Origin of the sequence: Galbibacter sp. PAP.153 (assembly GCF_037029175.1) — a bacterium.
Classification (GTDB): Bacteria; Bacteroidota; Bacteroidia; order Flavobacteriales; family Flavobacteriaceae; genus Galbibacter; species Galbibacter pacificus.
Map to the genome: position 1 here is coordinate 15,663 of NZ_JAZEUN010000032.1, position 26,927 is coordinate 42,589.

A 26,927-nucleotide genomic window follows, 5' to 3' on the forward strand; every position below is an offset into this window, starting at 1 on the left:
AACGGAACCCAATTTCCTTCTGATGCCATGTACTTTTGCTTATATTTTCACATGAGCTTTATTCTATAACGCCATTGATCCTTCAAAAGATTTTTTTATTGTCCGGGCCCCATTCCCAATCTTAAATTGTAATTTCACACTAAATATGGTTTAACTGATTTTAAAAAATTATAAATGAACGGAAGAACGTTGGTCGTTGGCGATATACATGGTGCTTACAAGGCATTGAAACAAGTTATGGAAAGAGCTGGGGTCTCTCCAAAAGACCGCCTCGTTTTTTTGGGCGATTATGTGGATGGCTGGAGCGAATCGCCAGCGGTAATTAATATGCTAATTGAGTTACGGGATACCAATAAATGCATTTTTATTAAAGGAAACCACGATGCCCTTTTTCTGGATTGGCTTCAAACGCATAAAAAAAATGAAGCTTGGCTGTTTCATGGAGGGCAGGCAACTGTTGATGCCTACGATAAACTGGACAAAGCAACGTTACGCATTCATTTAAATTTTTTGGAATCGTTGGAAAATTATCATATCGATGGGCAAAACAGGTTGTTTGTACATGCGGGATTTACCAATGCGCATGGAGTTGCGAACGAATATTTTCCAAAAATGGCTTATTGGGACCGCTCTTTATGGGAAATGGTACTGGCCATGGATAAAAACCTAACAGAAGACAACATGTTTTATCCGCAACGGCTGCGTCATTACAGCGAAATTTATATTGGGCATACACCCACCATCCGTATTGGGGAGACCGTTCCCGTAAATATCAACAAAGTTTGGAACATAGACACCGGGGCCGCTTATAAAAGTCCGCTTACCATTCTGGATGTAGATACCAAAGAATATTGGCAGAGCGACAATGTTAACGAGCTGTACCCAAATGAAAAAGGGAGAAACTAAAAAAAGGCATTGCTTTTCAACAATGCCTTCTTTTACTTTGGTTGGTTAGTTTATCGTTTTATTTTCCTCCTTTAAGTTCGTCTTGCCATTTTAACAGCTCCGCCCATTTACCTTCATACGCAAGTTGAGCCTGTTTTGGCCATGTCCCGGGCCGGTGTATCTCAAAGGCTTTTCCTCCCGAATCTAAGATTTCCTGACATTTTTCCACACTACATTCAGCTAGGGCCTTCCAGGTAACAATACCGTGCTTTTGAAATAATTTTTCAATTTTAGGGCCTATGCCTTCAATAATTTTTAGATCGTCTTGTTTAATCGCTTTTCCAAAAACCGATTTTGCCAGGCCGGCATCAAAAGGAATAACGGCAATTGCGGGCTGCGTTGATAATTTAGACCTGCAATCTACCAGATCGGCTTCCAGTTTTGCATATTTTTTCTTCCAGGCATCTATTTCGGCATTATTGTTTCCGGAAGATAGCCTTCCTAACAAATAACCTAATATGGCACAAATAACGCCTACAATTAACGGGATAATCAAACACCAGTTCATAATCTATTTAAATTTTGGATGGTTAGTGTTACTATTTTATTGTTATTACGGTTCTTCTGTTTTCGGCACGGCCTTCTTCCGTATCATTGGTAGCAATGGGTTGCTCTTGTCCTTTGGATACCGTAACTATTTCTTCGGATGGGATTCCGTTTTTAACTAAATACGCCTTTATAAATTCGGCTCTGTTTTTTCCTAAAACCATGTTTTGTTCGGCATTTCCGGTATTATCTGTATGCCCGACAATTAAAACAGAAACATCGTCTACTTTATCCATTGCCCTAACGATATCCTGATATTTCAAGCGTTGCTCTTCCGATAAGGAAATAGTACTCTTGCCGGTATCGAAATACAGCACGATTGGATTTTCTTTAATATTTTTTACAATGAGTTCGGCATCTTTTACATTGGCGTCGTTTGTTATTAAAAATGAAACTGGGCCAACATATATACTATCCTGTTTTGGAAGCCCGTCTTGCAATTCTCCAAACGTATTGATTTTTTTAGATGATATCCCTTGTGCTATTAAATGATTTTTTACGGCATTTGCACGGGCCAAACCTAAGTTTGGAAATGCTGAATTGTTGGTTTCGGAATTTTCGTAATACCCGGTAACATTTACAAATTTTGAAGCATCGTTGCCTACATACTCCTTTAATTGCATTACCCCATCTTCAACCCCTTGTTCGAGCGGCCTTAAAATAATAAAATCGGAAGCGTTAAAATTAAAATTATCGTTGGCCTCATAATTAAAGCTCCCGGTGCTGTCTATAATAATAAGCGGATTTATAACCGGGGCTTTCTCTTCAACAACTATTACTTCGTCGATTTCCACTTCCTCGGTGACTACGTCACAACATAAAACCCAATTAAAAAAAGAACCAATGATTATAGTGAGCAAGATCCCGATTATGTACAGAGACTTCATATTACAGATGGTTGATTAATAGTTTCTTACACTCAAATTTAACTATTTTATTGTATAAATGGCATATTTTGTTAAAAAACTTTATATCAAACAGTTATGATAATTATAAAATAACATGAGATTGCGTAAAATTTTGTATCTTTAATTAAGGCTCCATAGAAATTTTCACACTTCTTAAGAGTATTTTATTTAGCTTACCAAATATTTAACACACCAACCTAAAAAACTGAATATCAACAACTAAAAACAATCAAATAATTGATATTAAAGGATTAATTGTAGAAATTTTTAAAAGTATTCGTGTTTAGAATAAAGAAATACGATATTTACCACCTTTAAAATAAAGAAGTATGTCACTGCACAACATAAGACTTGAGGTAATGCAAACCATAGAAAAGAGGGTAGACTCTTTTCTGGAACAGTACCTTATACCTGTAGACCAAATATGGCAACCTACCGATTTCCTTCCAGACTCACAAAGTGAAAACTTTTATGAAGAAGTAAGGCAGATAAGAGGCGAAGCCCAAGAACTTGGGTACGACTTTTGGGTAGTTTTGGTTGGCGACACCATTACCGAAGAAGCACTTCCCACATACGAATCTTGGTTAATGGATGTTGAAGGCGTAGACCAACATGCCCGTAACGGCTGGTCTAAATGGGTACGCCACTGGACTGCCGAAGAGAACAGGCACGGGGATGTTTTAAACAAGTATCTATACCTGTCTGGCCGTGTTGACATGAAAGAAATTGAAAAAACCACGCAGCACATGATTGCCGATGGTTTTGATATTGGAACTGGAAGAGACCCCTATAAAAACTTTGTTTATACGTCTTTTCAAGAACTGGCAACCAATATTTCGCATAAAAGAGTGGGGCAATTGGCCAAAAAAAGAGGCAATAAAATGCTGGCAAAAATGTGCAACGTTATTGCAGGCGATGAAATGAGGCACCATTTGGCCTATCGTGAATTTGTAAAAATTATTTTTGATTACGACCCCAGCGAAATAATGATTGCCTTTGCAGATATGATGAAAAGAAAAATTGTTATGCCTGCACAGTTTGTTCGCGAATCTGGCGACCAAATTGGGAGTGCCTTCGAAAATTTCTCGAATGCCGCACAAAGACTGGGCGTTTACACCACTTTTGATTATATAGATATTCTACAGCGACTTAACCAATATTGGGAAATCGACAAAATAAATGAATTAAACGATAAGGCCGAAAAAGCCAGGGATTACCTAATTGCTTTACCCAATCGATTAAAAAGGATTTCCGAAAGAATGGCAGTTCCACAAGATCCCCATATTTTTAAGTGGGTCGAGGCAAACGGGGTATTATAAAAATATATAGCCCGCCACAAATAAAAAATTGTGGCGGGCTTTTTTTTGACTTTTATCTAATTATTCTGTGAGGTTTCCTACAGATCGAATTTAATTCCTTGTGCCAAAGGAAGCTCTGTTGTATAATTAATAGTGTTGGTCTGGCGCCTCATATAAACTTTCCATGCATCGGAACCACTTTCGCGGCCGCCGCCGGTTTCTTTTTCACCGCCAAATGCGCCACCAATTTCTGCTCCACTGGTACCTATGTTTACATTTGCTATTCCACAATCCGAGCCTTGATGCGATAAGAAGTATTCGGCTTCCCGTAAATTATTGGTCATAATAGCCGAAGAAAGTCCTTGAACAACCCCGTTTTGCAATTCAATGGCATTTTCTATGCTTCCGTTGTATTTCATTAAGTATAAAATGGGTGCAAAAGTTTCGTGCTGTACAATTTTAAAATCGTTTTTTGCCTCGGCAATTGCGGGCTTGACATAACAACCGCTTTCGTAACCATTTCCTTCAAGCTGGCCACCTTCAACCAAAATAGTCCCACCTTCTTCCTGTACTTTTTTAAGGGCGTTTAAATAATTGTTTACGGCATCTTTATCGATCAATGGGCCAACATGGTTATTTTCGTCCAACGGGTCTCCTATCCTTAGCTGTTTATAGGCATCTACAATGGCATTTTTTACTTCTTCGTAAACAGCTTCATGTACAATCAATCTTCTGGTGGAAGTACAACGTTGCCCGCAAGTTCCAACCGCACCAAATACTGCACCGATAACCGTCATTTTAATATCGGCATCGGGGGTAACAATAATGGCGTTGTTTCCGCCAAGTTCCAACAACGATTTCCCCAATCTGGCCGCTACTGCCTGCGCTACTATTTTCCCCATACGTATAGATCCCGTAGCCGAAACCAATGGTACTCTTTTATCGTTGGCAAGCCACTTGCCTACTTTATAATCTCCTGTAATTAAACACGATATTCCTTCCGGAAGGTTGTTTTCATTAAGCACTTCTGCAATTAATTTCTGGCAAGCAACTGAGACAACCGGAGTTTTTTCTGATGGTTTCCAAATGCACACATCGCCACAAACCCATGCAAGGGCAGTATTCCATGACCATACGGCCACAGGGAAGTTAAATGCCGAAATAATGCCTACAACCCCCATGGGATGCCACTGCTCGTACATGCGGTGCCCTGGACGCTCCGAATGCATGGTTAAACCATGAAGTTGACGTGAAAGCCCAACTGCAAAGTCGCAGATATCTATCATTTCCTGTACTTCTCCCAAACCTTCTTGATAAGATTTTCCCATTTCATAGGAAACCAGTTTACCAAGTGCCTCTTTATTTGCCCGGAGCTTGTCTCCAAATTGCCTAACGACCTCCCCTCTTTGTGGTGCCGTAACTTTACGCCATTCCTTAAAGGCCTTTTCGGCCGTGCCTATTACTTTTTCATAATCTTCTTTGGTAGTAGCCTTTACTTGAGCAATGGTTTCCCCATCAACCGGAGAAACAGAAGCAATTGCGCTACCGCCAGAAAACCAGTTGCTTCCCGTTGAAGTTCCGTTGTTAATGGTTTCCAGACCGAGTTGTTGTAATGTTTCAGAAATTTTTGAAGTCATTTCAATCATTATTTTTATAACTTTTTATGTTGTTTTTGTTTCAAATTTCACTAAATATATGAATTCTTTATGGAAAGCATTCATATCTATCTATAAACCTTCATTTTGAGTTTATACTTGCCCGTAAAAAAATTCTTCTTGTCCTTCAAAAATACTTATAAATGGTTTGGCGGGTTAATAAATGATAGTATTTTTGCTCCTTATTTTAAAACAATCTAAATAAAAACAACAATGAAACATCTTGCCCTGCTTTGTCTGTTAATGGCTAGCTTAGGCTATGCCCAACAGCCAATAGTAAATGGAAATGTAACCGATGAACATAACATTTCCGTTCCGTATGTATCTGTTTTGGTAAAGGAAACACAAAAGGGAACAACCACAGGTAATAATGGGGATTACGAAATAGCTTTGCCCAAAGATGGAAGTTATACGTTACAGTTTTCGGCCATAGGTTATGAAACCATCAGTAAAAAAATAAATGTTGTTTCTTCTTCAAAACTCGAACTTAACATAATACTGAATGAAACATTAGAAGAATTAAATGAAGTTGTAATTACTTCCAACAGGACGCGCGAAACACTTGACGAAGTGCCTTCATCGGTTTCAGTTTTATCTTCCAGACAAGTACAAACCCTCGCCCAGACCAGTAATAGCGTAGCCGATGTTTTGACCGAAATTCCAGGAATAGCACTCAGCACAAACCAAACCAGTAACGTAGGCCAAACGCTTAGGGGTAGAAACATGCTTGTGCTAATAGATGGGATTCCGCAATCTACGCCTTTAAGAAGGGGCGGCAGGGACATTAATACTATTGACCCAAGCACCATAGAACGCATAGAGGTTATAAAAGGAGCTACCGCCATTTATGGGAATGGTGCCGATGGCGGAATTTTAAATTACATCACGAAAAAACCTAAAACCGGGAAAAAAATTGAAAGTACGACAACCATTGGCGCAGAAGGTTCGTTGGTAGACATCGACAATACCGTAGGCTCAAACATTACTCAAACTTTTGCTGGCCACCTCAACAAAATAAAATATGTTGCCAGCGGAAGTTTTAGGCAGACCGGTGTCTACAAAGATTCGGACGGAGTAGTTATGTCTCCTTATTACGGCTTGGGGGAAACCAGCCAATACAGTTTGTTTGGAAAGATAGATTATTCTATTACAGACAAACAGTCTATTGAGTTGATGTATAATTATTTCAGCAGCAATCAAGACACGCAATATATTGCCCAATTGGGAGAATATGGGGTAACCCCCACAATTGGTGTACTTGGCGAAGACCCGGGCGAAGACCAAGGAAATCGTTACAACCACAATGTACAACTTACCTATGATTATGAACAGATTTTTAAGAACACTGATTTTAGGCTGAATCTTTATCTTCAGGATTTTAAAACCGTTTATGGGTATACCGATAGTTTTTACGACCCCAATCTTGGGTACGACGGCGGACAATCCAGTATTGTTTCAACTAAAAAAGGGGCCCGTTTTAATTTTAAAACCTCTTATGCCTTCGGAAGCGTAACTGGCGATTTATTGTATGGCTTGGATGCACTAAACGACAATACTTCTCAACTGCTGGTCGATGGCCGTGCATGGGTTCCGGAAATGGACATGAAAAACCTTGCCCCTTATGCACAATTAAAAACCCTATATGGCAACTTTGTGTTTAAGGCGGGAATCCGTTTCGAAAACATTAAAATAGACATTCCGAGCTATATAACCCTTGAAAGGTACAATCTTGGGGAGACAACGCCAAACAGTGGCGGCGTGGCTATTGAAGGCGGTGAACTGGATTATAACGCAACAACATTTAATGTTGGATTAAAATACAACAAATGGTCTGTTTTTAAACCGTTTGTTAGCTTTTCGCAGAGTTTTTCTATAGCCGACCTGGGCAGAACTTTGCGCTCTGCCACCGAAAATACGGTTAGTCAGATTAATTCTGAAGCCGTTATTGCCAACAATTACGAAGTTGGCTTTAATAGCCGGTTAGGGAAAACCCGCTTAAGCGGTGCATATTTTATAAGCACCTCCGATTTAGGCTCAACATACAGCGAAACCGAAAGCGGTGCTTTTGAAATTTTACGTCAGCCCGAAAAAGTTTATGGGTTTGAACTTGCCTTGGACACCGAATTGCTACGAAATCTGGATTTTGGTACTTCCGTATCGTATACCGAAGGTAAAATTGACAGCCAAGACAATGGAAATTACAACACATACATGGGCGGCGACAGAATACCACCCATAAAGACCGTAACTTATCTGGCTTACAATTGGCAAAACAAATTTGATGTAAGACTATCTTATATCTACAGCGGTGATAGAAATAAATTTGACCCAAACGATAACGGAGATTATACCTACGGAAAAGGTTCAGTGGAAAGTTTTAATATTGTAAACCTAACCTCGCATTACCAGCTAACTCCTTCAACCAAAATAGGGCTGGGTATAAGAAATTTATTCAACGAAGATTATTACAATTTAATAGCTCAATGGGCCGCGAGGGACGGAGATTACATAAAAGCCAACGGAACGCAGTTCAATCTTTCTTTAACTGTAAACCTTTAATGTAAAACGTCTTTTGTGAACAACAGAGTACTTTTAAAATATCATTCTGTTTTCGGAATTATAGCCGGTATTTTCTTATGCATTCTAGGAATTACCGGTTCTATTTTAATTTTTAACGAAGATTTCGATTCCAAAACATTTAAAGAGTACAAAGTTGATGCTTCATCAGATGTTTTACATCTCGATTTGGCCATTGCCAATATCCAACAGGAATTTCCCAAATGGAATACGCGTATTATTCATTTTAAAAAAGGAGAAACCATTGTTTTTAATATAAGGCGCCCAGACGCCAGAAGATTGGTATTTGTACATCCGGAAACAGGCAACATAATAGGCAATATCGACGAAAATGCCCTTTTTACCAAATGGCTTTTAAAGCTCCATTACTCCTTGCATTCTGGATTAATTGGTAGGTTTTTGGTCTTGTTTGCAGGCATATGTTTTTTATTGTCCATACTCACGGGCATTGTATTGTACCGAAAAGTAATTATAAAAACATTGCTGTTTAAAACAAAGGTCAAAACTGCCAACAAACGTTCTTTTTATTCTGCCATGCATAGGTACGTTGGGGTCTGGGCACTAATATTGAATTTAATTTTAGTGATAACAGGAATATTTTTGGCCTATAAAGTAGTCCAGTCTGGCATGGTTAAGGCCAAAACCCCAGCACCGCCTTTAGTAACAGCTTCTTTAGAAAAATCACTGAAAAACATTCAAGACAATACTCCCGATTTTAACGCCACCTATATCCGGCTTCCATCGACCAAAGAAGGGACCATAACCGTAAACGGAACATTTGCCAACGATCCTTTTTTTTATAGCCAGTACTACAACAAAATCCAATTAGATTATGCAACCGGGGCCATTGAACAAATTGTAAAAACCAAAGAACAGCCATTAGTATATAAGCTCAACAGCATGATTTTACCCTTACACTTTGGTCAGTATGCCGGGATTTTTGGTAAAATACTATATGCTTTTATTGGTTTATCGGGCCCTTTTCTATCTATAACAGGGTACTTTATTTGGTATATCAGGAGAAAACAATAAACTGTCTGGATGCAAGTATAAAAACCTAATCTTCTCCTACCACATACCGTTCGTCAACAGGCATTACGGTTCCACAGTTATCACAGGTCCTAAGAGATTTGTCGTTATAGAAATGCTTAAAATGTTTTAAAAAATCTTTTTCAATGTCGTTTAAAGGAAAATAAACCTCATAAAGTTTATGGTTGCAATTATCGCAATACCACAATAACCCATCTTTAATATGGAGGTCTTTTCGTTTCCGTTCTACCACAAGGCCAATGGAACCTTCTTTGCGTATGGGAGAATGCGGTACTTTAGCGGGGTGCAGATACATATCTCCCGGGCCAAGCTTCATTATGTGCTTTTTACCCCCGTCCTGTACATGAACTTCTATATTCCCCTCGATTTGATAGAAAAGCTCTTCGGTTTCGTTATAATGGTAATCCTTACGGGCATTTGGCCCGGCAACCACCATAACGATATAGTCATCGGCTTCTTTGTACAGGTTTTTGTTTCCCACGGGCGGTTTCAGCAAATCCCTGTTTTCTTCTACCCATTTATTTAAATTGAAAGGTTTTTTGATAGCCATTTTTTTGAACATTGATTATTTAAACAACAAGAATTTTATTTAAAATTAATCAACTCCCCGTTAAGAAAGAAAATAACGCCTGCTTTTTTTGATATTGATTTTATTTGGACGGCGATTTGTAAAAAATCTGCGTGTAATACAATGTCCCTTTGGCATCTTTTGCAACCGAAACTGCCGTATGTGTATAGTTGCCAATTATATTTTTATGATGGCCTTCACTGGAAATCCAACCTAACACAACCGATTGGGCATCCGGATAATTTTTGGCCACATTCTCTGAGACTGCTTCAGCTTGGGTAGATTTTGACAAAAGTGTTGCCCGACCTTCAAAATTATTATGGTTTATATTTCCGGTACTTACCATATATTGGGTTTGCTCGGCAGCATATTTATAAATACTGGCATCGTATTCCAAACTGTTCAACCCTTCTTTGTTTCTATACTTGTTTACCTCATCGATAACGGCGGCTTCATGCTCGGGATTGGTGTTGGCCGTAACATATTCCTGCTCCAATTCCCCTACTTCTTCATTAGAGCACGACAACATTACAATGCATATTGCAAAAAAATATTTTTTCATACCTGATACGTTTTAAACGGTCATGTATCAGAAAAGGGGCCGTAAAATCTCATATTTCCTTTAAAGAATTAAAATTATTCTTATAAAAGAAAAAGTAATGAAGTTGGGAAAAGAATTGGGAATAAACTATTTTAGTATCGTAATACCGTAAATATAACGAAGTTTCATGAAAAATATTGCTACTCTTTTTCTTCTGATATTGTTTTTTTCGTCCTGCAACCAAAAAACACCTTCAAATACTCAAAAACCTAGCCCAGCCCCAACCGAAGAAAGCAATAAAAGTAACTTCGGAATTGTTATTCACGGCGGTGCCGGTACTATTTTGAAAAAAAACATGACCGATTCGATGGAAACGGCCTACAAAGCAAAATTGGAAGAAGCCATAAAAACCGGTTATGCTATTTTGGAAAAAGGCGGGAGCAGCCTTGATGCAGTTCAAAAAACCATCAATGTTCTGGAAAACTCACCCCTTTTTAATGCCGGGAAAGGAGCTGTCTTTACCAATGATGGAAAAAACGAGCTCGACGCTTCCATTATGGACGGCAAGACCCTAAACGCCGGAGCTGTTGCCGGGGTAACCACGGTAAAAAACCCTATCGACCTGGCCAGGGCCGTTATGGAAAATTCAGACCATGTAATGTTTGCAAGGGAAGGTGCCGAACAATTTGCAAAAGAACAGGGAATCGAGCTGGTTGACCCCTCTTATTTTTATACCGAAAACAGAATGAAAGCCTTAAAACGGGCACAGGAAAGAGAAAAAGTAGCGCTTGACCATGATGACAAAACTGCTTTTTACGACCCATATGTTAAAGATGAAAAATTTGGGACTGTTGGCTGTGCCGCATTGGACAAAAATGGGAATCTTGCCGCTGGAACTTCGACTGGAGGAATGACCAATAAGCGCTGGGGACGCGTGGGCGATTCACCAATTATTGGTGCGGGAACCTATGCAAACAATAAAACATGCGCTATTTCTTCTACCGGATGGGGCGAATACTTTATTCGTGGGGTTGTAGCTTACGATATTTCTGCCATGATGGAATATGGCGGGAAAAGTTTACAGGAAGCCGCCCAAACCGTTATTCAGCAAAAATTGCCGGAACTAGGTGGCGATGGCGGCATTATTGCCATAGACCATGAAGGAAATGTGGCCATGGAGTTTAATACTGCCGGAATGTACCGCGCCACTATGAATGCCAAAGGCGAACTATACATCGGGGTTTATGGCGAATAAAGCAAAACATACAGAACATTTATAAAAAAATCGATTAATTAGAGGGTAAAACTATTTATTCTGATGTACTTTTACCTCATACAAAGCATTTTTTATGTCAACCAAAAAAGTACTTTTCTTCCTATTGGCCATCTTACTTATTGGCTGTAAAAACAAAAAAGAGGACATCCAAGCACAAAAAGAAAACCTGTTTAAGTACAGGGCCTATATCTCTGACGTTTCCCCGGGGATTATTTCGGCAAAAAGCGATGTCCGCGTAGTTTTAAAAAATCCGGTAAGCAGCCTAAACGACAATATGGTCTTGGATGATGATATTTTAAAGGTATCTCCACAAACCAAAGGAAAAGTAATGGCCCTAAATAACCAGACCATTGCTTTTATTCCTGAAAAAGGTTTTAAACAAGACACCGAATATACTTTTTCGTTGGACCTTGAATCGCTTATAGACGACATTCCTTCAGACCTTGAAACGTTTACTTTCAAGGTAAAAACCTTTAAACAGCAATTTAACATCACCACAGACAATCTTCAGTCGTACAACAAAGATTGGCAATACCTCAACGGGACCCTCCGCAGTAGCGATGTAATGGACCTTAAAACGGCCAAAAGCCTGGTAACGGCCTATCAAAACGGCAAAGAACTCACCATTAAATTTGATGAAACCGTAAAAGAAGGAACGCAAATCCCTTTTAAAGTAGACAGCATTCAACGCTACGAAGAAGATTCTGAAATCGATATCCATTGGGATGGCAACAATGTAAAAATCCATGACAAAGGAGATGCAGTAATTAAAATTCCCGGGAAAAACAATTTCACCATTATAGACATAAATACATATGAAGGCGAAAACCAATATCTGGAAATAAACTTTTCCGATCCGCTTAAAAAATCTCAAAATATAAAAGGGCTTGTAACGCTTGAAAATGCAGGCGATTTAAAATTTATTATCGACGGCAATATTTTAAAGGTATATCCACAACAGCAAATAAAAGGCAGTGTAAACCTAAGTGTATTTCAAGGAATTGAAAGTACCGATGGTTACAAGCTAAAAAACATTTTTAGCGAAAAAGTTGCCTTCGAGCAGCTAAAACCTCAAGTAAGACTTCTTAGCAGTGGCAATATATTGCCTTCTTCAAATAACTTAAAAATAAATTTTGAGGCCGTAAACCTAAAAGCGGTAGATGTTACGGTTATTAAAATATACAAAAACAATATCTTGCAGTTTCTTCAGAATAACGACTTAAACGGTACGGGAAATCTGAGGAGCGTAGCAAGACCAATTGCAAGAAAGGCCCTTCAGCTACAGAGCAACCTTACCAAAAATACCGGAAATTGGCGGGCTTATGCCATCGATTTAAGAGAGCTTATTAACCCCGATCCAGGAGCCATTTACCGCGTAGAATTTTCCTTCGGAAGAAAATATAGCGCTTATTCATGTACAGACCCCGAAGACAAAGAATCTTTTGAACTGAATGATTTTGAAGATTTTGATGAAGAAATGGCCTCCACCAATCAATGGAACCCCACAGACGATTCTTATTATTACGATGATTATTACTACGATTATAACTGGGACGAAAGAGAAGATCCGTGCAGCAATTCTTATTATTACGACAAAACGATAAAAACAAATGTAATTGCCAGCGATATTGGCCTTACCGTGAAAAAGGGGAAAAACGAAAGTTATTTTGTAAGTGCCAATGATATTGTAACTACAAATCCGTTGCCAGGCACCAAAGTTACCTTTTACAATTACCAGCAACAGCCTATTGGGTACGTAATTACCGAAACATCGGGAACTTCTATTTTTGATTCCGAAACTCCTGCCTATTTTGCAATTGCAGAACGAAACAAACAAAAAACATACATTAAGCTAAACGACGGGAACGCCTTATCGGTAAGTAAATTTGATGTTTCGGGTGCCGAGCTTCAAAAAGGGCTTAAAGGTTTTATGTATGGCGAGCGTGGTGTATGGCGCCCTGGCGATACCTTGTTCCTTAATTTTATCCTGAACGATAAAAACAGCCCCATTCCAGCATCACATCCGGTAAAATTCGAGCTTACCGACCCTTATGGAAAAATTGTCCATAAAGAAATAAAAAACAGTAGCATTGGCGGGTTCTATAATTTCAAAGTGGTAACCAGCCCCAATGCCCCAACCGGAAATTGGCTGGCCAAAATACAAGTTGGAGGCGCCTCGTTCTCTAAAAGCCTAAAAATTGAAACCATCAAGCCAAACCGCTTAAAAATAAAGGTCGATTTTGAAGATGAAATTTTAAGTCCGCAAAAACCCATTAACGGCAACATGGCGATAACATGGTTGCACGGTGCCATTGCCAAAAATTTAAAAAGTGACATCCAAATAAGGTTTACCGCTACAAAAACTACTTTTGACGGGTACCCGAATTATGTTTTTGACGACCCCACGCGCAAGTTCAATACAGAAGACCAGACCGTTTTTGACAGCAAAATAAATGCCGAAGGTAAAGCCAGCTTTAACCTTGTGCCACAATTAAAAGGAAAAGCCCCCGGAATGCTTAAAACCACTTTTATTACCAAAGTTTATGAAGATGGAGGCGATTTTAGTACCGACGTATTTTCTAAAACCTATTCTCCGTACAGCACATACGTTGGCCTTAGGGTTCCCGATGGCGATGCCAGAAGAAATATGCTCCTAACAGATGAAAAACACACTTTTGAAGTGGCAACCGTTGACAAAGACGGAAAACCAAAAGCAGTAAAAAATATTAAAGTGTCCATCTATAAAATAGACTGGCGCTGGTGGTGGGATACTTCAGAAGATAACCTCTCCAGTTTCAACGGAAGCAATTACCAAGATGAAGTTTTTACCTCAACATTAAATACGGATGCCAATGGAAAAGCCAATTTTAAATTCGAATTAAAATATCCTGAATGGGGGCGCTATTTGGTACGCATAGAAGACCCCGAAAGTGGTCATGCCACTGGAGAAACAGTTTATTTTGATTGGCCGGGATGGGCGGGAAAATCTAAAAACCAAGACCCAGAAGCAGCAACCATGCTTGTTTTTTCTTCTGATAAAGATACCTACAACGTTGGGGAAAAAGCAACGGTTACTTTTCCTTCAAGTGAAGGCGGTAGAGCTTTGGTAACCGTAGAAAACGGAAGCGAAGTGCTTAAATCCATGTGGGTAATCCCTGAAAAAGACGAAACTAAATTTGAATTGCCGATTGAAGAATTATATACCCCGAATATTTATATACACATTTCGTTAATCCAACCCCATGCTTCTACGGTAAACGATGCCCCCATTCGTATGTATGGTGTAATCCCGATAACGGTTAACAACCCGGAAACAATTTTAAAGCCTACCATTACCATGCCCAATAGTTTGAAACCGGAAGAACGTTTTAAAATTAAGGTCGGCGAAAGTAACAACAAGGCAATGACATATACCGTTGCCGTTGTAGACGAAGGTCTGCTGGACCTAACCCGTTTTAAAACTCCAAATCCGTGGGATACCTTTTTTGCCCGGGAAGCTTTAGGTGTAAAAACCTGGGATGTATACGATGATATTATTGGTGCATTTGGTGGCCGTATCGATCAAATTTTCAGTATTGGTGGAGATGGCATGGCTGCTGGGGCAAAAAACAAAAAAGCCAACCGGTTCAAACCCATGGTGGTGTATTTAGGCCCCTATCAGTTAAAAGAAGGCGAAACAAATACACATACCATTAGCGTTCCAAAATATATTGGTTCGGTAAGGACAATGGTAATTGCTGGAAATATTAGTGAAAATGCCTACGGAATTGCCGAAAAAACAACACCTGTAAAAAAACCGTTAATGGTATTGGCTTCGGCACCAAGAAAAATTACGCCCAAAGAAACAGTTACTTTACCGGTAACGGTTTTTGCCATGGAAAAAAACATTAAAAATGTAACCGTGAGCATTAAAAAGAATAAGGCTTATGAGATTATTGGCGAAAGCAGTAAAACCATTTCTTTTAGCCAGCCCGATGAACAAATGGTTTATTTTGATGTACAGGTAAATCAAATTGCAGGTATTGGCGAAGTAGAGGTCCAAGCCACTTCCAACGGAGAAAAGGCATCGTATAAATTAGAACTGGATGTGGTAAATCCAAATCCGTTTACAACTTCCGTAAAGGATCTCACTTTAGAAGCAGGTGCCAAACAAGAATTTAACCTAGAAACTTTCGGGATTGATGGCAGTAATAGTGCACAAATAGAATTTTCTACGCTTCCGCCCATGAATTTCACGGGCCGTTTGCAATACCTCATTCAATACCCGCACGGATGTGTCGAGCAGACAACGTCTTCTGTTTTTCCACAACTATATTTGAACGATATTTTTGATTTGACCTTTGATAAGAAAAAGAAAGTTCAGCAAAATATTGAAAAAGCAATCAATAGGTTGAGCAATTTCCAGTTGCCAAATGGCGGTTTCTCGTATTGGATGGGACAAAACCAAGCCAATGAATGGGGAACATCGTATGCCGGACATTTTTTGTTGGAAGCCGAGCAAAAAGGATATGTGCTTCCCATTGGTTTTAAATCGAAATGGACACAATACCAACAACAACTGGCAAAACAATGGCGAAACTCCGATTACAGCTCGAGCCTTAACCAAGCATACCGGCTTTATACGTTGGCCCTGGCAGGAAACCCCGACGTTTCTTCCATGAACCGCTTACGGGAAACACCTAGCATCTCTAATGAAGCCAAGCATAGATTGGCAGCTGCATATGCCCTTATTGGCCAACAACAGGCAGCTACAGCTATTTTTAAAGAGGCAAATATTAGCTTCGAGCCTGTTAAATACGATTATTACACATATGGTTCTACCGAAAGAAATGAAGCCATGGCACTAGAAACCCTTGTGCTCCTTAAAAATAAAAACGAAGCACAGCAAATAGCCAAGACCGTGGCCAAGAACCTGGCATCTCAAAAATGGATGAGCACCCAAACCACAGCATATTGTTTGCTTTCCATGGCTAAGTTTGCCGAATATATAGGAGGAAAAGGCATTTCGGCATCATTTACGGTAAATGGTAGTAACGATAAGGTAGAAACCGAAAAGGCATTGGCAAACAGAGCACTTGAAATCCATAAAGGAAGCAATCCCATCAACATAGAAAACAAAAAAGACGGAACCCTGTTTGTACGTGTAATCTCTACCGGAAAACTCCCTGTTGGGGAAGAAAAAACAGAACAACGCAACCTTAAAGCAATTGTAGCATATAAAGGACGCGATGGTAAAAACATTGCTATAGATAAACTTACACAAGGCACAAATTTTATTGCCGAGGTAACCATTACCAATACCAAGGGCGATGCCATAAAGGATGTTGCCCTTACAGAAATATTTCCTAGCGGATGGGAAATTGTAAACACCCGTTTTACCGACTTTGGTTCTTTTGCCGACAACGATGCAAATTATACCGATATAAGAGACGACCGTTCCAATTTCTATTTTGACCTCAAAGGGAACGAAAGTAAAACATTCCGTATTTTGTTAAATGCATCATATTTAGGCAAGTACTATTTACCGGGGATACAATGCGAAGCTATGTACGACAATGATTTTATGGTAAGAACACAAGGTAAATGGGTAGAAGTAGTTCAATAAAATTCAGCTGGCAATAAGAAATTGAACTTAAAAAAATGATGGCATTTATAAAACAACTTCTTAGCGATATTGGCAAATTTTTATTTGTAAAGCATCGCATAAAAAGTATTGCCGTTATAGTTTTGCTTGTATGCTATTATTTTTGCCTTCCAAAAGTACTTTTTACCGATTCCACATCTACGGTTATAGAAAGTGAAGATGGTCAATTATTAGGTGCCAGAATTGCCGATGACGAGCAATGGCGCTTCCCGATAAGCGACACTCTACCTGAAAAATTCAAACAATGCATTATACAGTTTGAAGACGGGTATTTTTACAGCCATCCCGGGTTTAATCCGGTATCTATTGCAAAAGCCCTGTATGCCAATATAAAGTCGGGAAAAATTGTACGTGGCGGAAGTACCCTTACCCAACAAGTTATTAGGCTTTCCCGGGAAGGAAAACAGCGCACCTATTTTGAAAAATTCATTGAGTTGATACAAGCTACGCGCCTTGAAATAAAGTATACCAAAGATGAAATTTTAAACCTCTATGCGGCACATGCCCCATTTGGGGGAAATGTGGTAGGGCTGGAAGTTGCTTCTTGGCGTTATTTTGGGGTGGCTCCAAGTAGGCTTTCCTGGGCAGAAAGTGCAACATTGGCCGTATTGCCAAATGCCCCTTCATTAATTTATCCCGGAAAAAACAAAAAGCGGTTGCTTAAAAAAAGAAACCGGTTATTAGAAAAACTATACCAAGAAAATATTATAGACTCGTTAACATTCCGCTTAGCTATTACCGAAGTACTTCCGCAAAAACCTTATCCTTTGCCCCAAGAAGCCCCCCATTTTTTACAATTCGCCTCCTCTAGATATAAAGGAAAAAAATTAAGGTCAAGCATCAATTATACGCTTCAAAAACAGGTAAATAACATTGTAAAAAGGCATTACGAGGTGCTCAAACAAAACCAGGTATACAATATTGGCGTTTTAATCCTTGATATAGAAACACGAAAAGTCCTTGCCTATGTTGGCAATGCCCCCACTACCAAAAGGCATCAAAAAGATGTAGATGTAATTCAGGCACCCCGTAGTACGGGAAGCATTTTAAAACCCTTTTTATATGCAGCCATGCTTGATAGCGGCGAATTGTTGCCAAACACCTTGGTTGCCGACGTACCTACACAAATTGCAGGTTACAGCCCAAAAAATTATAACGAGCAGTATTCGGGGGCAGTGCAAGCAAAAAAAGCATTGGCAAAATCGCTCAACGTCCCTGCGGTTCGCCTTTTACAGGAATACGGATTGGATAAGTTTAGGGAGCAACTATATGCCTTTAAACAAAAAGACATTGACAAACCTGCCGATTATTATGGCCTATCCCTCATTCTGGGCGGGGCCGAAAGCAATTTGTGGGATTTGTGCAAGGCCTATGCCGGGATTGCTTCAACGGTAAACCATTATACCGGAACATCCAGTGAATATTATTCAAATGAATTTATAGAGCCAGTATTCCTTCAGCAAGGAAAAGCAGATTTTGGTACGCTTCAAATGGAAAAACCAGTTTTTGATGCCGGCAGCTTCTTTTTAACCTTAAATGCCCTAAAAGAGGTAAACCGTCCCGAAGGCGATGAAGCCTGGGAGTTTTTCGATTCTTCTAAAGAAATTGCATGGAAAACAGGCACCAGCTACGGAAACCGCGATGCATGGGCAATAGGAGTTACAAAAAAATATGCGGTTGGTATTTGGGTTGGCAATGCCGATGGTGAGGGCAGGCCATTATTAACCGGCATCAACAGCGCAGCCCCTATTCTTTTTGACGTTTTTGACATTTTACCACAAACCGCATGGTTTACAACCCCTTTTGATGCCTTAACAGAAGTAACCGTTTGCCAGAACAGCGGCTTTTTGGCCTCGCCCATCTGCCCGGCCAAACAACTACAAGTGCCCAATTTTGGCACAAGGTTTAAGGTTTGCCCCTATCACCAACTGGTACATTTGGACAAACAAAGGCAATTTCGCGTGAATGCTTCTTGCTATCCCATGGAAAAAATGATTACAGAGCCATGGTTTAAACTTCCGCCGTTAATGGAATATTATTACAAAAACACCAACGCCAATTATAAAAGCCTGCCGCCCGTAAAATTTGGTTGCCAAAACAACGACGAAAATTTATTGGATTTTATATACCCAAAAAACCATAGCAAAATTGTACTTACCAAAAATTTTAAAGGAAAGACAAACGAACTTATTTGCAGGATTGCGCACCCAAAAAGCAATGCCATTGTATTTTGGTATTTAGACGAAACCTATATTGGGGAAACAAAAACATTTCACGAAGTGGCAATACTCCCTGCCCCCGGAAAACATACAATAACCGTTATAGACTCTTTTGGGAACGAAAAAAGCATTTCTATTGAAGTCGATAGAACATAAAAACTTTCTTTTCCACCACTTATTGAAACACGTATAGTGCGCAAAAATTTGTAACTTTCATACCGTAAAAAACTGTAAATGAAAGCTAAAAGCTTCTCCAATCTCGATAGAGATAAAATTGTTTCTACCATACAAAACACCACTTTCGACCTCATCGTTATTGGAGGCGGGATAACCGGAGCAGGCATATTGTTGGACGCTGCTTCCCGCGGACTTAAAACTGCATTGGTAGAAAAAGATGATTTTGCCTCTGGAACCAGCAGTAAATCTACCAAACTTATTCATGGCGGGTTACGCTATTTAAAACAATTCGACTTTTGGCTGGTAAGGGAAGTAGGTACCGAACGTGCCGTTGTGCATAATTTGGCGCCCCATTTGGTAATTCCCGAAAAAATGCTGCTTCCGCTAGTAGAAAAGGGGTCTTACGGAAAATGGCTCACTTCCATCGGATTGAAAGTTTACGACATCCTCGCCCAAGTAGAGGACGACGACCAAAGAAAAATGCTCGATAAAAAAGAAGCACTGGCACTAGAACCCTTACTTCCCAAAAAAATACTTAAAGGCGCCGGTTATTATGCCGAATATAGAACAGATGATGCACGGCTTACACTGGAAAACATTAAAACAGCGCTTCAATATAACGCAACGGCTATTAATTATACTAAAGTGGATGATTTTTTGTATGAAGATAAGCTTGTAAAAGGCGTTTGCGTAACCGATGCCATTAATGGCAAAAAATATAACATCCGTTCAAAATATGTCATCAATGCAACAGGCCCTTGGGTAGATGATGTACGATTAATGAATAACTCGAAAAAAGGAGATAGCTTGCATCTTACCAAGGGCATCCATTTGGTATTTCCACACGAAAAACTCCCCGTAAAGCAATCCATTTATTTCGATGTCCCCGACGGACGAATGATTTTTGCCATTCCCCGTGGAAAAATTACCTATGTGGGAACAACAGATACCAATTATACCGAAGACAAAAACGAAGTGTTTCCAGATATTGCCGATGCATTATACCTTATCGAAGCTGTAAACCATATGTTTCCAGAAATTAATTTAACCCTAAACGATATAGAATCGTCTTGGGCGGGGTTGCGGCCACTTATCCATGAGGATGGAAAATCGCCTTCTGAACTGTCCAGAAAAGACGAAATATTTGTATCCTCAACAGGTTTGGTCAGTATTGCCGGCGGAAAACTTACCGGATACCGAAAAATGGCAGAAAGGGCCGTTGATAAAATTGCCAAAAGAATTGAAGAAGACAGCAAACAAAAAATTAAAAAATGTACTACCGACAGTATTTCCCTCTGCGGTGGCCCCTGGAAAAATTATACCGAAGTAACGCAATACAAAAAAATACTTGAAAAGCAACTTGCCAGCGATGGGTTTACAAAAAGCGATATAAATTACCTGGTTTCCATATACGGAAAACAATGCGGTGAAATTTTGGAATATTATCGTACTTTTTTAGATAATGACCCTTGGTCAAAAATGATAAAAGCCGAATTTACCTTTACCGCAAAATATGAGCTTTTACAAAATCCGCTGGATTTTTTTATCCGCAGGACCGGCCGTTTGTATTTTAACATAGAAAGCGTAAAAACCTATTTGCCGGTAATTCTCGAAGAATATCAGCGGCTTTTTAACGCAACTGATGAAACCATAAACAATTATAGAATTGAAATTAATAACCTCATAAAAAAACATTCTATTGTGAGCAATTAATTATATATACGGTGGTTGTGGTGCATTTTAAAAACTTCCAAATGAAAAAAACTAAAGAAAATAGCGAACATTATTTTTGGGGAGAAAATTGTAGCGGATGGCATTTGGTAAAGTCCCAAAGTCTAAGTGTAATTGAGGAATCCATGCCACCGAACACTCAGGAGAAAAAACATTATCATAATAATTCCCAGCAATTTTTTAGAATTTTAAGCGGAAAGGCAACTTTCGAAATAGAAAATGAAACAATAGAAGTACAAAATGGAGAAGGAATATACATCCCCCCGAAAACAAAACACCGTATACGGAATGATCAATCAGAAAATTTAGCGTTTATAGTAATTTCTGAACCGACAACTCGTGGAGACAGATACGACATAGATGAATAAAAAAATACCGCAACAAGCTAAAATAGCATATTAACTCCTTCAAAAATGAATCGATTGAAATGGAAAAAATAATCAAAGAATTAAAAATTCAAATTACAAAAGATAAAGCCTTCCAAAAATTTTTGAACGATTTTAACGAATGGTGGCCAAGGGAATATACATGGTCTCGGGACAAGTTAAAAGAAATTACGATCGACGATAAAGTGGACGGACTTTGTACTGAAATTGGCCCTCATGGGTTTCGTTCTGATTGGGGACGAGTTATAAAATTAACCGAAAACAAAGAAATAAGGTTGAAATGGCAAATAGGTCCCAAACGCGAACCAATTCCAGACCCAGAAAAGGCAAGCGAGCTTAAAATATTATTTAAAGAAATTGATGACGTGACAATAATGAAATTTGTACATCGGAATTTTGAAAATCACGGGAACGGTGCTGAAAATTACCGGAAAATGATGGGTGGGAAACAAGGTTGGGATTATATTTTGAATATCTTTAAAAAGTACTGCGAGAGATAAGCGGAATTTTTGAACAGGGATTGAACCAACTTTTCTCTAAACCAGAGAGAAATAATTGCTCCAAAACTTGTAAAATGTTATCTTCTGAGATAACTTTGTTAAAATGAATAGAAATATAATCTTCTACAAAAACTACTTTATTGAGTTTTACCAAAAGCAAGATCAAAAAGTAAAAGGGAAAATTCAATACGTTTTTGAGTTGATTAAACAAGTTGACCGAGTTCCAGAGAAGTTTTTAAAACATTTGACAGGAACTAACGGACTCTATGAAATCCGAATTGAATACCAATCGAACATCTATCGTATTTTCTGCTGTTTTGACGAAGGACAACTTGTAGTTCTTTTCAACGGGTTTCAAAAAAAGACCCAAAAGACACCGCAAAAAGAAATTGACAAAGCAAGACAATTAATGAAAGATTACTTCTATAACAAAAAATAATGGCTATGCAAAAATATAAAAAGATAAGAACATTTAACGAACTAATTGAGCTTGAGCACGGAAAAATCGGAACAGAAAGCCGAAACAAATACGAAGAAGGTGCGCAAATGTTTATTGTGAGCGAAATGCTGAAAGCCGCACGCAAAGAAGCGAAACTTACACAAGAACAATTGGCAGAAAGAGCTGGAACAAAAAAAAGTTACATTTCCAAACTTGAAAATGGAAAAGGGAACATCCAGCTTTCAACATTAATCCGAATTTTTGAACAGGGATTGAACCGAAAAATCGGATTCACTTTTCTGTAATGTACAGCCCCCCTATAAAGATTAGCATATTAATCCAGCTTTTCGGTAAGTTTCAAAAAAGTCTTTTTTGGGTCTTTTCCTTCGTATAAAACAGCATGAACGGCATCGATTATGGGCGTTTTAGATTTTCGCTTTTGTTTAGATGTAATAATATGTGCACTTTTGGTAGCATAATAACCTTCTGCAACCATATTCATTTCCATCATGGCACTTTTTACGGTATAGCCTTTGCCTATCATGTTGCCAAACATTCTATTTCTGCTAAAAACCGAATATCCAGTTACCAAAAGATCCCCTAAATAAGCCGAATTGTTTATGTTACGCTTCATTTTATGGATACGTTTAATAAACCGTTTCATTTCCCGTATGGCATTGCTCATTAAAAGTGCTTGAAAATTATCGCCATAACCCAACCCATGGGCAATTCCCGCAGCAATGGCATAGATATTTTTAAGTACCGCGGCATATTCGGTCCCTATAATATCATCGCTGATCTTTGTTTTTATGTAGGGCCCGGAAAGCCTATTGGCCATTTCCTTGGCCACTTTCTCATCAGAAGAAGCTACGGTTAAGTACGAAAGCCTTTCCAGGGCAACCTCTTCGGCATGGCACGGCCCCGTAATAATACCAATATTATTAAATGGCACATTGTACAGGTCGTGAAAATATTCGCCGACTATCAATCCGCTTTCGGGAACAATCCCTTTAATTGCCGAAAATATAACTTTTCCCTCCAATGAGACCGACAATTTGCTAAGCTCTTCATTTAAAAAAGCAGAAGGAATGGCAAAGATTAAATAATCTGCATATTCAACCGTGGCATTTATGGTATTGCTAAGTTTGAGCTTTTTAGTGTCAAACTCGACAGAACTTAAATAATTAGGGTTGTGCTGTTGTTTTAAAATATGGTCTTTAACATACGAACTCCGCATGTACCAACCAACTTCATCCAGATTTTCACACAACATTTTAACGAGTGCCGTAGCCCAACTACCACCACCCAAAACAGCCACTTTTATAGTATTGTCCATACTTTTTGCATTCAATTTGACGCCAAATGTAACTAATTTTTAAAACAAGATATTATTATTTGATTATCAATAAGTTACTGTTTTATTTTTTGATCTTGTTTACCAAGCATATGCATAAATCCTGCTTTAACAATAGATTATGATTTAAAATACAATGAAGCACGGGAACTTCCCGTTATATTGGTATAAAAATTAAGTTAGGTTAGTTGATTTTTTTGGTTGGTTATTTTGAAAAAACCGCTTTTTCCAAAAATGAAAAAGCGGTTTTTTATTTTTCTTCGGCAAAGAAATGCCCAAAAGTATTTTCTTATAGTTTAATTAACGCATGCATCTTGTTTGAATATGAAAATTTTCGTAAATTCATAGTTATTAACTTTCACATTATAAAAAATAAAAACTATGGGATTATTTTCATTTATTAAAGATGCAGGTGCAAAAATCTTTGGGGGTAAAACTTCTGCTGAAGAAGCTGCGGAAGCCGCCGCAAATAAAGAAGCTGCCATTAAGGCTGCAAATGCAAAAGCAGCAGCGGGCCTTTCAGAAACCATAAACGACCTAGATTTAAAGGTTGAAAACCTTAATATTTCCATTACCGGAGATACCGCAACCGTAACGGGAAGGGCCTATGACCAAAGCACAAAAGAAAAAGTAATCCTTGTTGTAGGGAACAGCGCGGGAATTGCCGTTGTGGACGACCAGATGGAAGTTGAAAACACAGAGCCCGAAGCACAATTCCATACCGTTGAAAGCGGGGATTCATTGAGTAAGATTGCCAAGAAGTTTTACGGGAACGCCATGAAATATCCCGTTATTTTTGAAGCAAACAAACCAATGCTTACAGACCCAGATAAAATTTATCCCGGTCAAGTATTAAGAATTCCCCATATAGAAGGATAAAAATAGCCTATCTGTAAAAGTTCATTTGGTCTATATATTCCCAAACTTTGGTGTTTAAAAGAGGCCTAATGTTCTTTCCATTGGCAATGGCATTACGAATAAAAGTGGATGATATCTCCATGATCGGGGCTTCCACTTTTTTTATTTTAGAATGGTTATCAAACTTGCTTTCTGGCTCGCCAACCTTATTAATTCTGGGATAAACATACATTTGGTAGCGCTCAAGAATTACATCGTAATTTTTCCATTTATGAAAGGTCCTCAAATTATCTTCGCCCATAATCAAGCAAAAGGCATAATCGGGATATTTTTCGTCTAAATAAGCAAGTGTGTTTACCGTATAATTGGGTTGCGGCAAACCAAATTCTATATCAGATGGTTTTAACTTATCGTAAGTTTCGGTTGCCCGGTATACCAGTTCAAACCTATGGTGATTGTCGAGCAGGGTATTTTTCTTTTTCAACGGGTTATGGGGCGTTACCACCAACCATACTTCGTCCAGGTCACTAAACTCTGCCATATGGTTGGCAATGGCCAAGTGCCCAATGTGAATTGGGTTAAAAGTTCCAAAATAAAGCCCCACCTTTTTTTGCATTAATCTTTTTTATTTAGTCCTATAAAATTAGCAACTAGGTTGTAAGCCTCTTGTTTTGCGGTATCCAGGTCGTAATTCTTGATAATTTCATCAAATTGTGGTGCCGTGGCCAATTCTACCGATGCTTTTGCAATACGCATATTTATTTTATCGTCGCTTTCGGTTTTTCGCTTTTTAAGCCTTATTTTCAGTTCGTCCACGCTTGGTGGTTTTACAAATACCGCCAGGGTTTGTGCTGGAAATTTCCTTTTTATGCGTAAGCCACCCGCTACGTCAATATCAAAAATCACATTCTTTCCTTCGGCCCAGATACGTTCTACTTCACTTTTAAGTGTTCCGTAAAAATTATCCCTGTAGACTTCTTCCCATTCCAGAAAATCGTCGTTTTTTATATGGTCTTTAAATTCTCTGGCCGATAAAAAATAATAATTTTCCCCCTCTTTCTCTTCGCCCCTTGGCGCTCTTGACGTGGCCGAAATAGAAAATTTCAAATTCAGCTCTGGGTAATTAAGTAAATGCCTAACAATAGTGGTTTTTCCACTTCCGGAAGGAGCTGAAAAAATAATAAGTTTCCCTTCGTTGCCGGTTTTATCTTGCATAGAATGTTTTTTGTTTTTTAATGAAAAAATACCTGTTAACTGTTTTTCACAACACATTGAGCATTTGCTCTTTTATTTTTTCCAACTCATCCTTCATTTGTACTACCAATTGTTGCATGGGGGCATAATTGGCCTTGGACCCAATGGTGTTAATCTCCCTGCCTATTTCCTGGCTTATAAAGCCCAATTTTTTACCATTGGAATCTTTTGAGTCTATGGTCTGCAAAAAGTAGTCCAAGTGGTTTGCCAAGCGTACTTTTTCTTCGGTAATATCAAATTTTTCAAGATAATAAATCAATTCCTGCTCAAAACGGTTCTCATCCACGTTCTCTTTTAAATCGGCAACTGCTTTTTCCAGGCGCTCCCTAACATGTACCAAACGTTCGGGGTCTATTTCTTCTACTTTTTTAAGCAGTGACAAGATACTTTCCACACGGACGATAAAGTCCTTTTCCAGCACGGCACCTTCATGAGAACGAAATGTGTTAATTTCTTTTAAGGCCTCCAGAAGTGCTTTTTTTATTTCGTCATATTCTTCTTGGTCAATTTCATCGCGGTCTGCTTTTAGGGCATCCGGCATTCTAACGGCCATTTTCAACAATTCAATTTCATCTTTTTCGGTAAAAGACGCTGGGTTTACGTTTCTCAATTGTGCTATGTATTCTTTTACAACATTTATGTTTACTTGAGAATTGGACGACTCTCCCGTTATTTCAACATACAGGCTAAAATCAATCTTGCCACGCACAAGGCTATTGGCAATAATGTTTCTAAGTTCTAACTCTTTTTCCCTATATGACGAAGGGATTCTTGCATTAAGGTCCAGATTTTTACTGTTAAGCGATTTTAACTCTACGGTGATTTTTTTTGAAGGAAGCTGAATAACGTTCTTCCCAAAACCGGTCATTGATTGTATCATGTTTGTCTTTTATCGATAGGCAAAAGTACGAAATAGTATAAGTTTTAAAAACCCGAAAAAACCTGATGTTCTGCAATATGGGCAACAACCCTGTTCAAAAACAAAAAAACCACGCTTTTGC

General features: G+C 38.8%; 22 protein-coding genes. 13 read left to right on the forward strand and 9 right to left on the reverse strand.

Going from position 1 to position 26,927, the window contains the following annotated elements; genetic code table 11:
- Positions 1-174 precede the first annotated feature (174 nt).
- Complete coding sequence (locus UXI14_RS16595) at positions 175-906, forward strand: metallophosphoesterase family protein (protein WP_335967111.1); 732 nt, start codon at positions 175-177, stop codon at positions 904-906.
- Between the two features lie 58 nt (positions 907-964).
- On the opposite strand, the gene UXI14_RS16600 is transcribed toward UXI14_RS16595, so the two are convergent.
- Positions 965-1,453 (reverse strand): hypothetical protein, encoded by a 489-nt coding sequence (locus UXI14_RS16600; RefSeq protein WP_335967112.1) that lies wholly within the window; start codon positions 1,451-1,453, stop codon positions 965-967.
- Between the two features lie 31 nt (positions 1,454-1,484).
- Complete coding sequence (locus tag UXI14_RS16605) at positions 1,485-2,378, reverse strand: OmpA family protein (RefSeq protein ID WP_335967113.1); 894 nt, start codon at positions 2,376-2,378, stop codon at positions 1,485-1,487.
- Positions 2,379-2,728: 350 nt separating this feature from the next.
- On the opposite strand from UXI14_RS16605, the gene UXI14_RS16610 reads away from it, so the two are divergent.
- Positions 2,729-3,718: an acyl-ACP desaturase gene (locus UXI14_RS16610; protein ID WP_335967114.1), complete on the forward strand. Its 990-nt coding sequence runs from the start codon at positions 2,729-2,731 to the stop codon at positions 3,716-3,718.
- A gap of 77 nt (positions 3,719-3,795) precedes the next feature.
- Here UXI14_RS16610 and UXI14_RS16615 read toward each other — a convergent pair whose 3' ends face one another.
- Positions 3,796-5,343 carry an aldehyde dehydrogenase family protein gene (locus UXI14_RS16615; protein ID WP_335967115.1) on the reverse strand — a complete coding sequence of 516 codons (1,548 nt, stop codon included), beginning with the start codon at positions 5,341-5,343 and terminating at the stop codon, positions 3,796-3,798.
- A 222-nt stretch (positions 5,344-5,565) separates the two neighbouring features.
- On the opposite strand from UXI14_RS16615, the gene UXI14_RS16620 reads away from it, so the two are divergent.
- Positions 5,566-7,911, forward strand: a complete 2,346-nt coding sequence (locus tag UXI14_RS16620) for a TonB-dependent receptor (RefSeq protein WP_335967116.1) — start codon at positions 5,566-5,568, stop codon at positions 7,909-7,911.
- A gap of 15 nt (positions 7,912-7,926) precedes the next feature.
- Positions 7,927-8,961, forward strand: a complete 1,035-nt coding sequence (locus UXI14_RS16625; RefSeq protein ID WP_335967117.1) for a PepSY-associated TM helix domain-containing protein — start codon at positions 7,927-7,929, stop codon at positions 8,959-8,961.
- A gap of 25 nt (positions 8,962-8,986) precedes the next feature.
- Here the strand turns inward: UXI14_RS16625 and UXI14_RS16630 are convergent, their stop codons facing one another.
- The gene (locus tag UXI14_RS16630) at positions 8,987-9,529 is read right to left on the reverse strand and encodes a 3-hydroxyanthranilate 3,4-dioxygenase (RefSeq protein ID WP_335967118.1); all 543 of its coding nucleotides are present in this window, start codon (positions 9,527-9,529) and stop codon (positions 8,987-8,989) included.
- A 100-nt stretch (positions 9,530-9,629) separates the two neighbouring features.
- A complete protein-coding gene (locus UXI14_RS16635; RefSeq protein WP_335967119.1) occupies positions 9,630-10,109 on the reverse strand; it encodes a CAP domain-containing protein in 480 nt (159 codons plus the stop codon).
- A gap of 166 nt (positions 10,110-10,275) precedes the next feature.
- On the opposite strand from UXI14_RS16635, the gene UXI14_RS16640 reads away from it, so the two are divergent.
- The 8 genes from UXI14_RS16640 (at position 10,276) to UXI14_RS16675 (ending at position 22,765) form a co-directional block, all read left to right on the forward strand.
- Positions 10,276-11,343, forward strand: coding sequence for an isoaspartyl peptidase/L-asparaginase (locus UXI14_RS16640; protein WP_335967120.1), 1,068 nt, complete (start codon positions 10,276-10,278; stop codon positions 11,341-11,343).
- A gap of 94 nt (positions 11,344-11,437) precedes the next feature.
- Entirely contained in the window at positions 11,438-16,969 is a 5,532-nt protein-coding gene (locus UXI14_RS16645; RefSeq protein ID WP_335967122.1) for an MG2 domain-containing protein, read from the forward strand.
- A gap of 35 nt (positions 16,970-17,004) precedes the next feature.
- Entirely contained in the window at positions 17,005-19,383 is a 2,379-nt protein-coding gene (gene pbpC, locus UXI14_RS16650) for a penicillin-binding protein 1C (protein ID WP_335967123.1), read from the forward strand.
- Between the two features lie 78 nt (positions 19,384-19,461).
- Positions 19,462-21,117: a glycerol-3-phosphate dehydrogenase/oxidase gene (locus tag UXI14_RS16655; protein WP_335967124.1), complete on the forward strand. Its 1,656-nt coding sequence runs from the start codon at positions 19,462-19,464 to the stop codon at positions 21,115-21,117.
- Positions 21,118-21,158: 41 nt separating this feature from the next.
- The gene (locus UXI14_RS16660; protein ID WP_335967125.1) at positions 21,159-21,503 is read left to right on the forward strand and encodes a cupin domain-containing protein; all 345 of its coding nucleotides are present in this window, start codon (positions 21,159-21,161) and stop codon (positions 21,501-21,503) included.
- Positions 21,504-21,562: 59 nt separating this feature from the next.
- Complete coding sequence (locus UXI14_RS16665; RefSeq protein ID WP_335967126.1) at positions 21,563-22,021, forward strand: SRPBCC domain-containing protein; 459 nt, start codon at positions 21,563-21,565, stop codon at positions 22,019-22,021.
- A gap of 103 nt (positions 22,022-22,124) precedes the next feature.
- Positions 22,125-22,460, forward strand: coding sequence for a type II toxin-antitoxin system RelE/ParE family toxin (locus tag UXI14_RS16670; RefSeq protein WP_335967127.1), 336 nt, complete (start codon positions 22,125-22,127; stop codon positions 22,458-22,460).
- 5 nt (positions 22,461-22,465) lie between these two features.
- Positions 22,466-22,765, forward strand: a complete 300-nt coding sequence (locus UXI14_RS16675) for a helix-turn-helix transcriptional regulator (protein ID WP_335967128.1) — start codon at positions 22,466-22,468, stop codon at positions 22,763-22,765.
- A 29-nt stretch (positions 22,766-22,794) separates the two neighbouring features.
- On the opposite strand, the gene UXI14_RS16680 is transcribed toward UXI14_RS16675, so the two are convergent.
- Positions 22,795-23,796, reverse strand: coding sequence for an NAD(P)H-dependent glycerol-3-phosphate dehydrogenase (locus UXI14_RS16680; RefSeq protein ID WP_277900407.1), 1,002 nt, complete (start codon positions 23,794-23,796; stop codon positions 22,795-22,797).
- Positions 23,797-24,195: 399 nt separating this feature from the next.
- Here UXI14_RS16680 and lysM point away from each other — a divergent pair, with 399 nt between their 5' ends.
- Positions 24,196-24,693 carry a peptidoglycan-binding protein LysM gene (gene lysM / locus UXI14_RS16685; protein WP_335967129.1) on the forward strand — a complete coding sequence of 166 codons (498 nt, stop codon included), beginning with the start codon at positions 24,196-24,198 and terminating at the stop codon, positions 24,691-24,693.
- 7 nt (positions 24,694-24,700) lie between these two features.
- Here the strand turns inward: lysM and nadD are convergent, their stop codons facing one another.
- From nadD to UXI14_RS16700, 3 genes are read right to left on the reverse strand one after another with little or no spacing between them, the layout of a single operon-like run.
- Positions 24,701-25,288 carry a nicotinate (nicotinamide) nucleotide adenylyltransferase gene (gene nadD, locus UXI14_RS16690; RefSeq protein WP_335967130.1) on the reverse strand — a complete coding sequence of 196 codons (588 nt, stop codon included), beginning with the start codon at positions 25,286-25,288 and terminating at the stop codon, positions 24,701-24,703.
- Complete coding sequence (gene gmk / locus UXI14_RS16695; protein WP_335967131.1) at positions 25,288-25,887, reverse strand: guanylate kinase; 600 nt, start codon at positions 25,885-25,887, stop codon at positions 25,288-25,290. Before gmk ends, nadD begins: the two co-directional genes overlap by 1 nt.
- A 46-nt stretch (positions 25,888-25,933) precedes the next feature.
- Positions 25,934-26,806, reverse strand: coding sequence for a YicC/YloC family endoribonuclease (locus UXI14_RS16700; RefSeq protein ID WP_335967132.1), 873 nt, complete (start codon positions 26,804-26,806; stop codon positions 25,934-25,936).
- Positions 26,807-26,927: the final 121 nt, after the last annotated feature.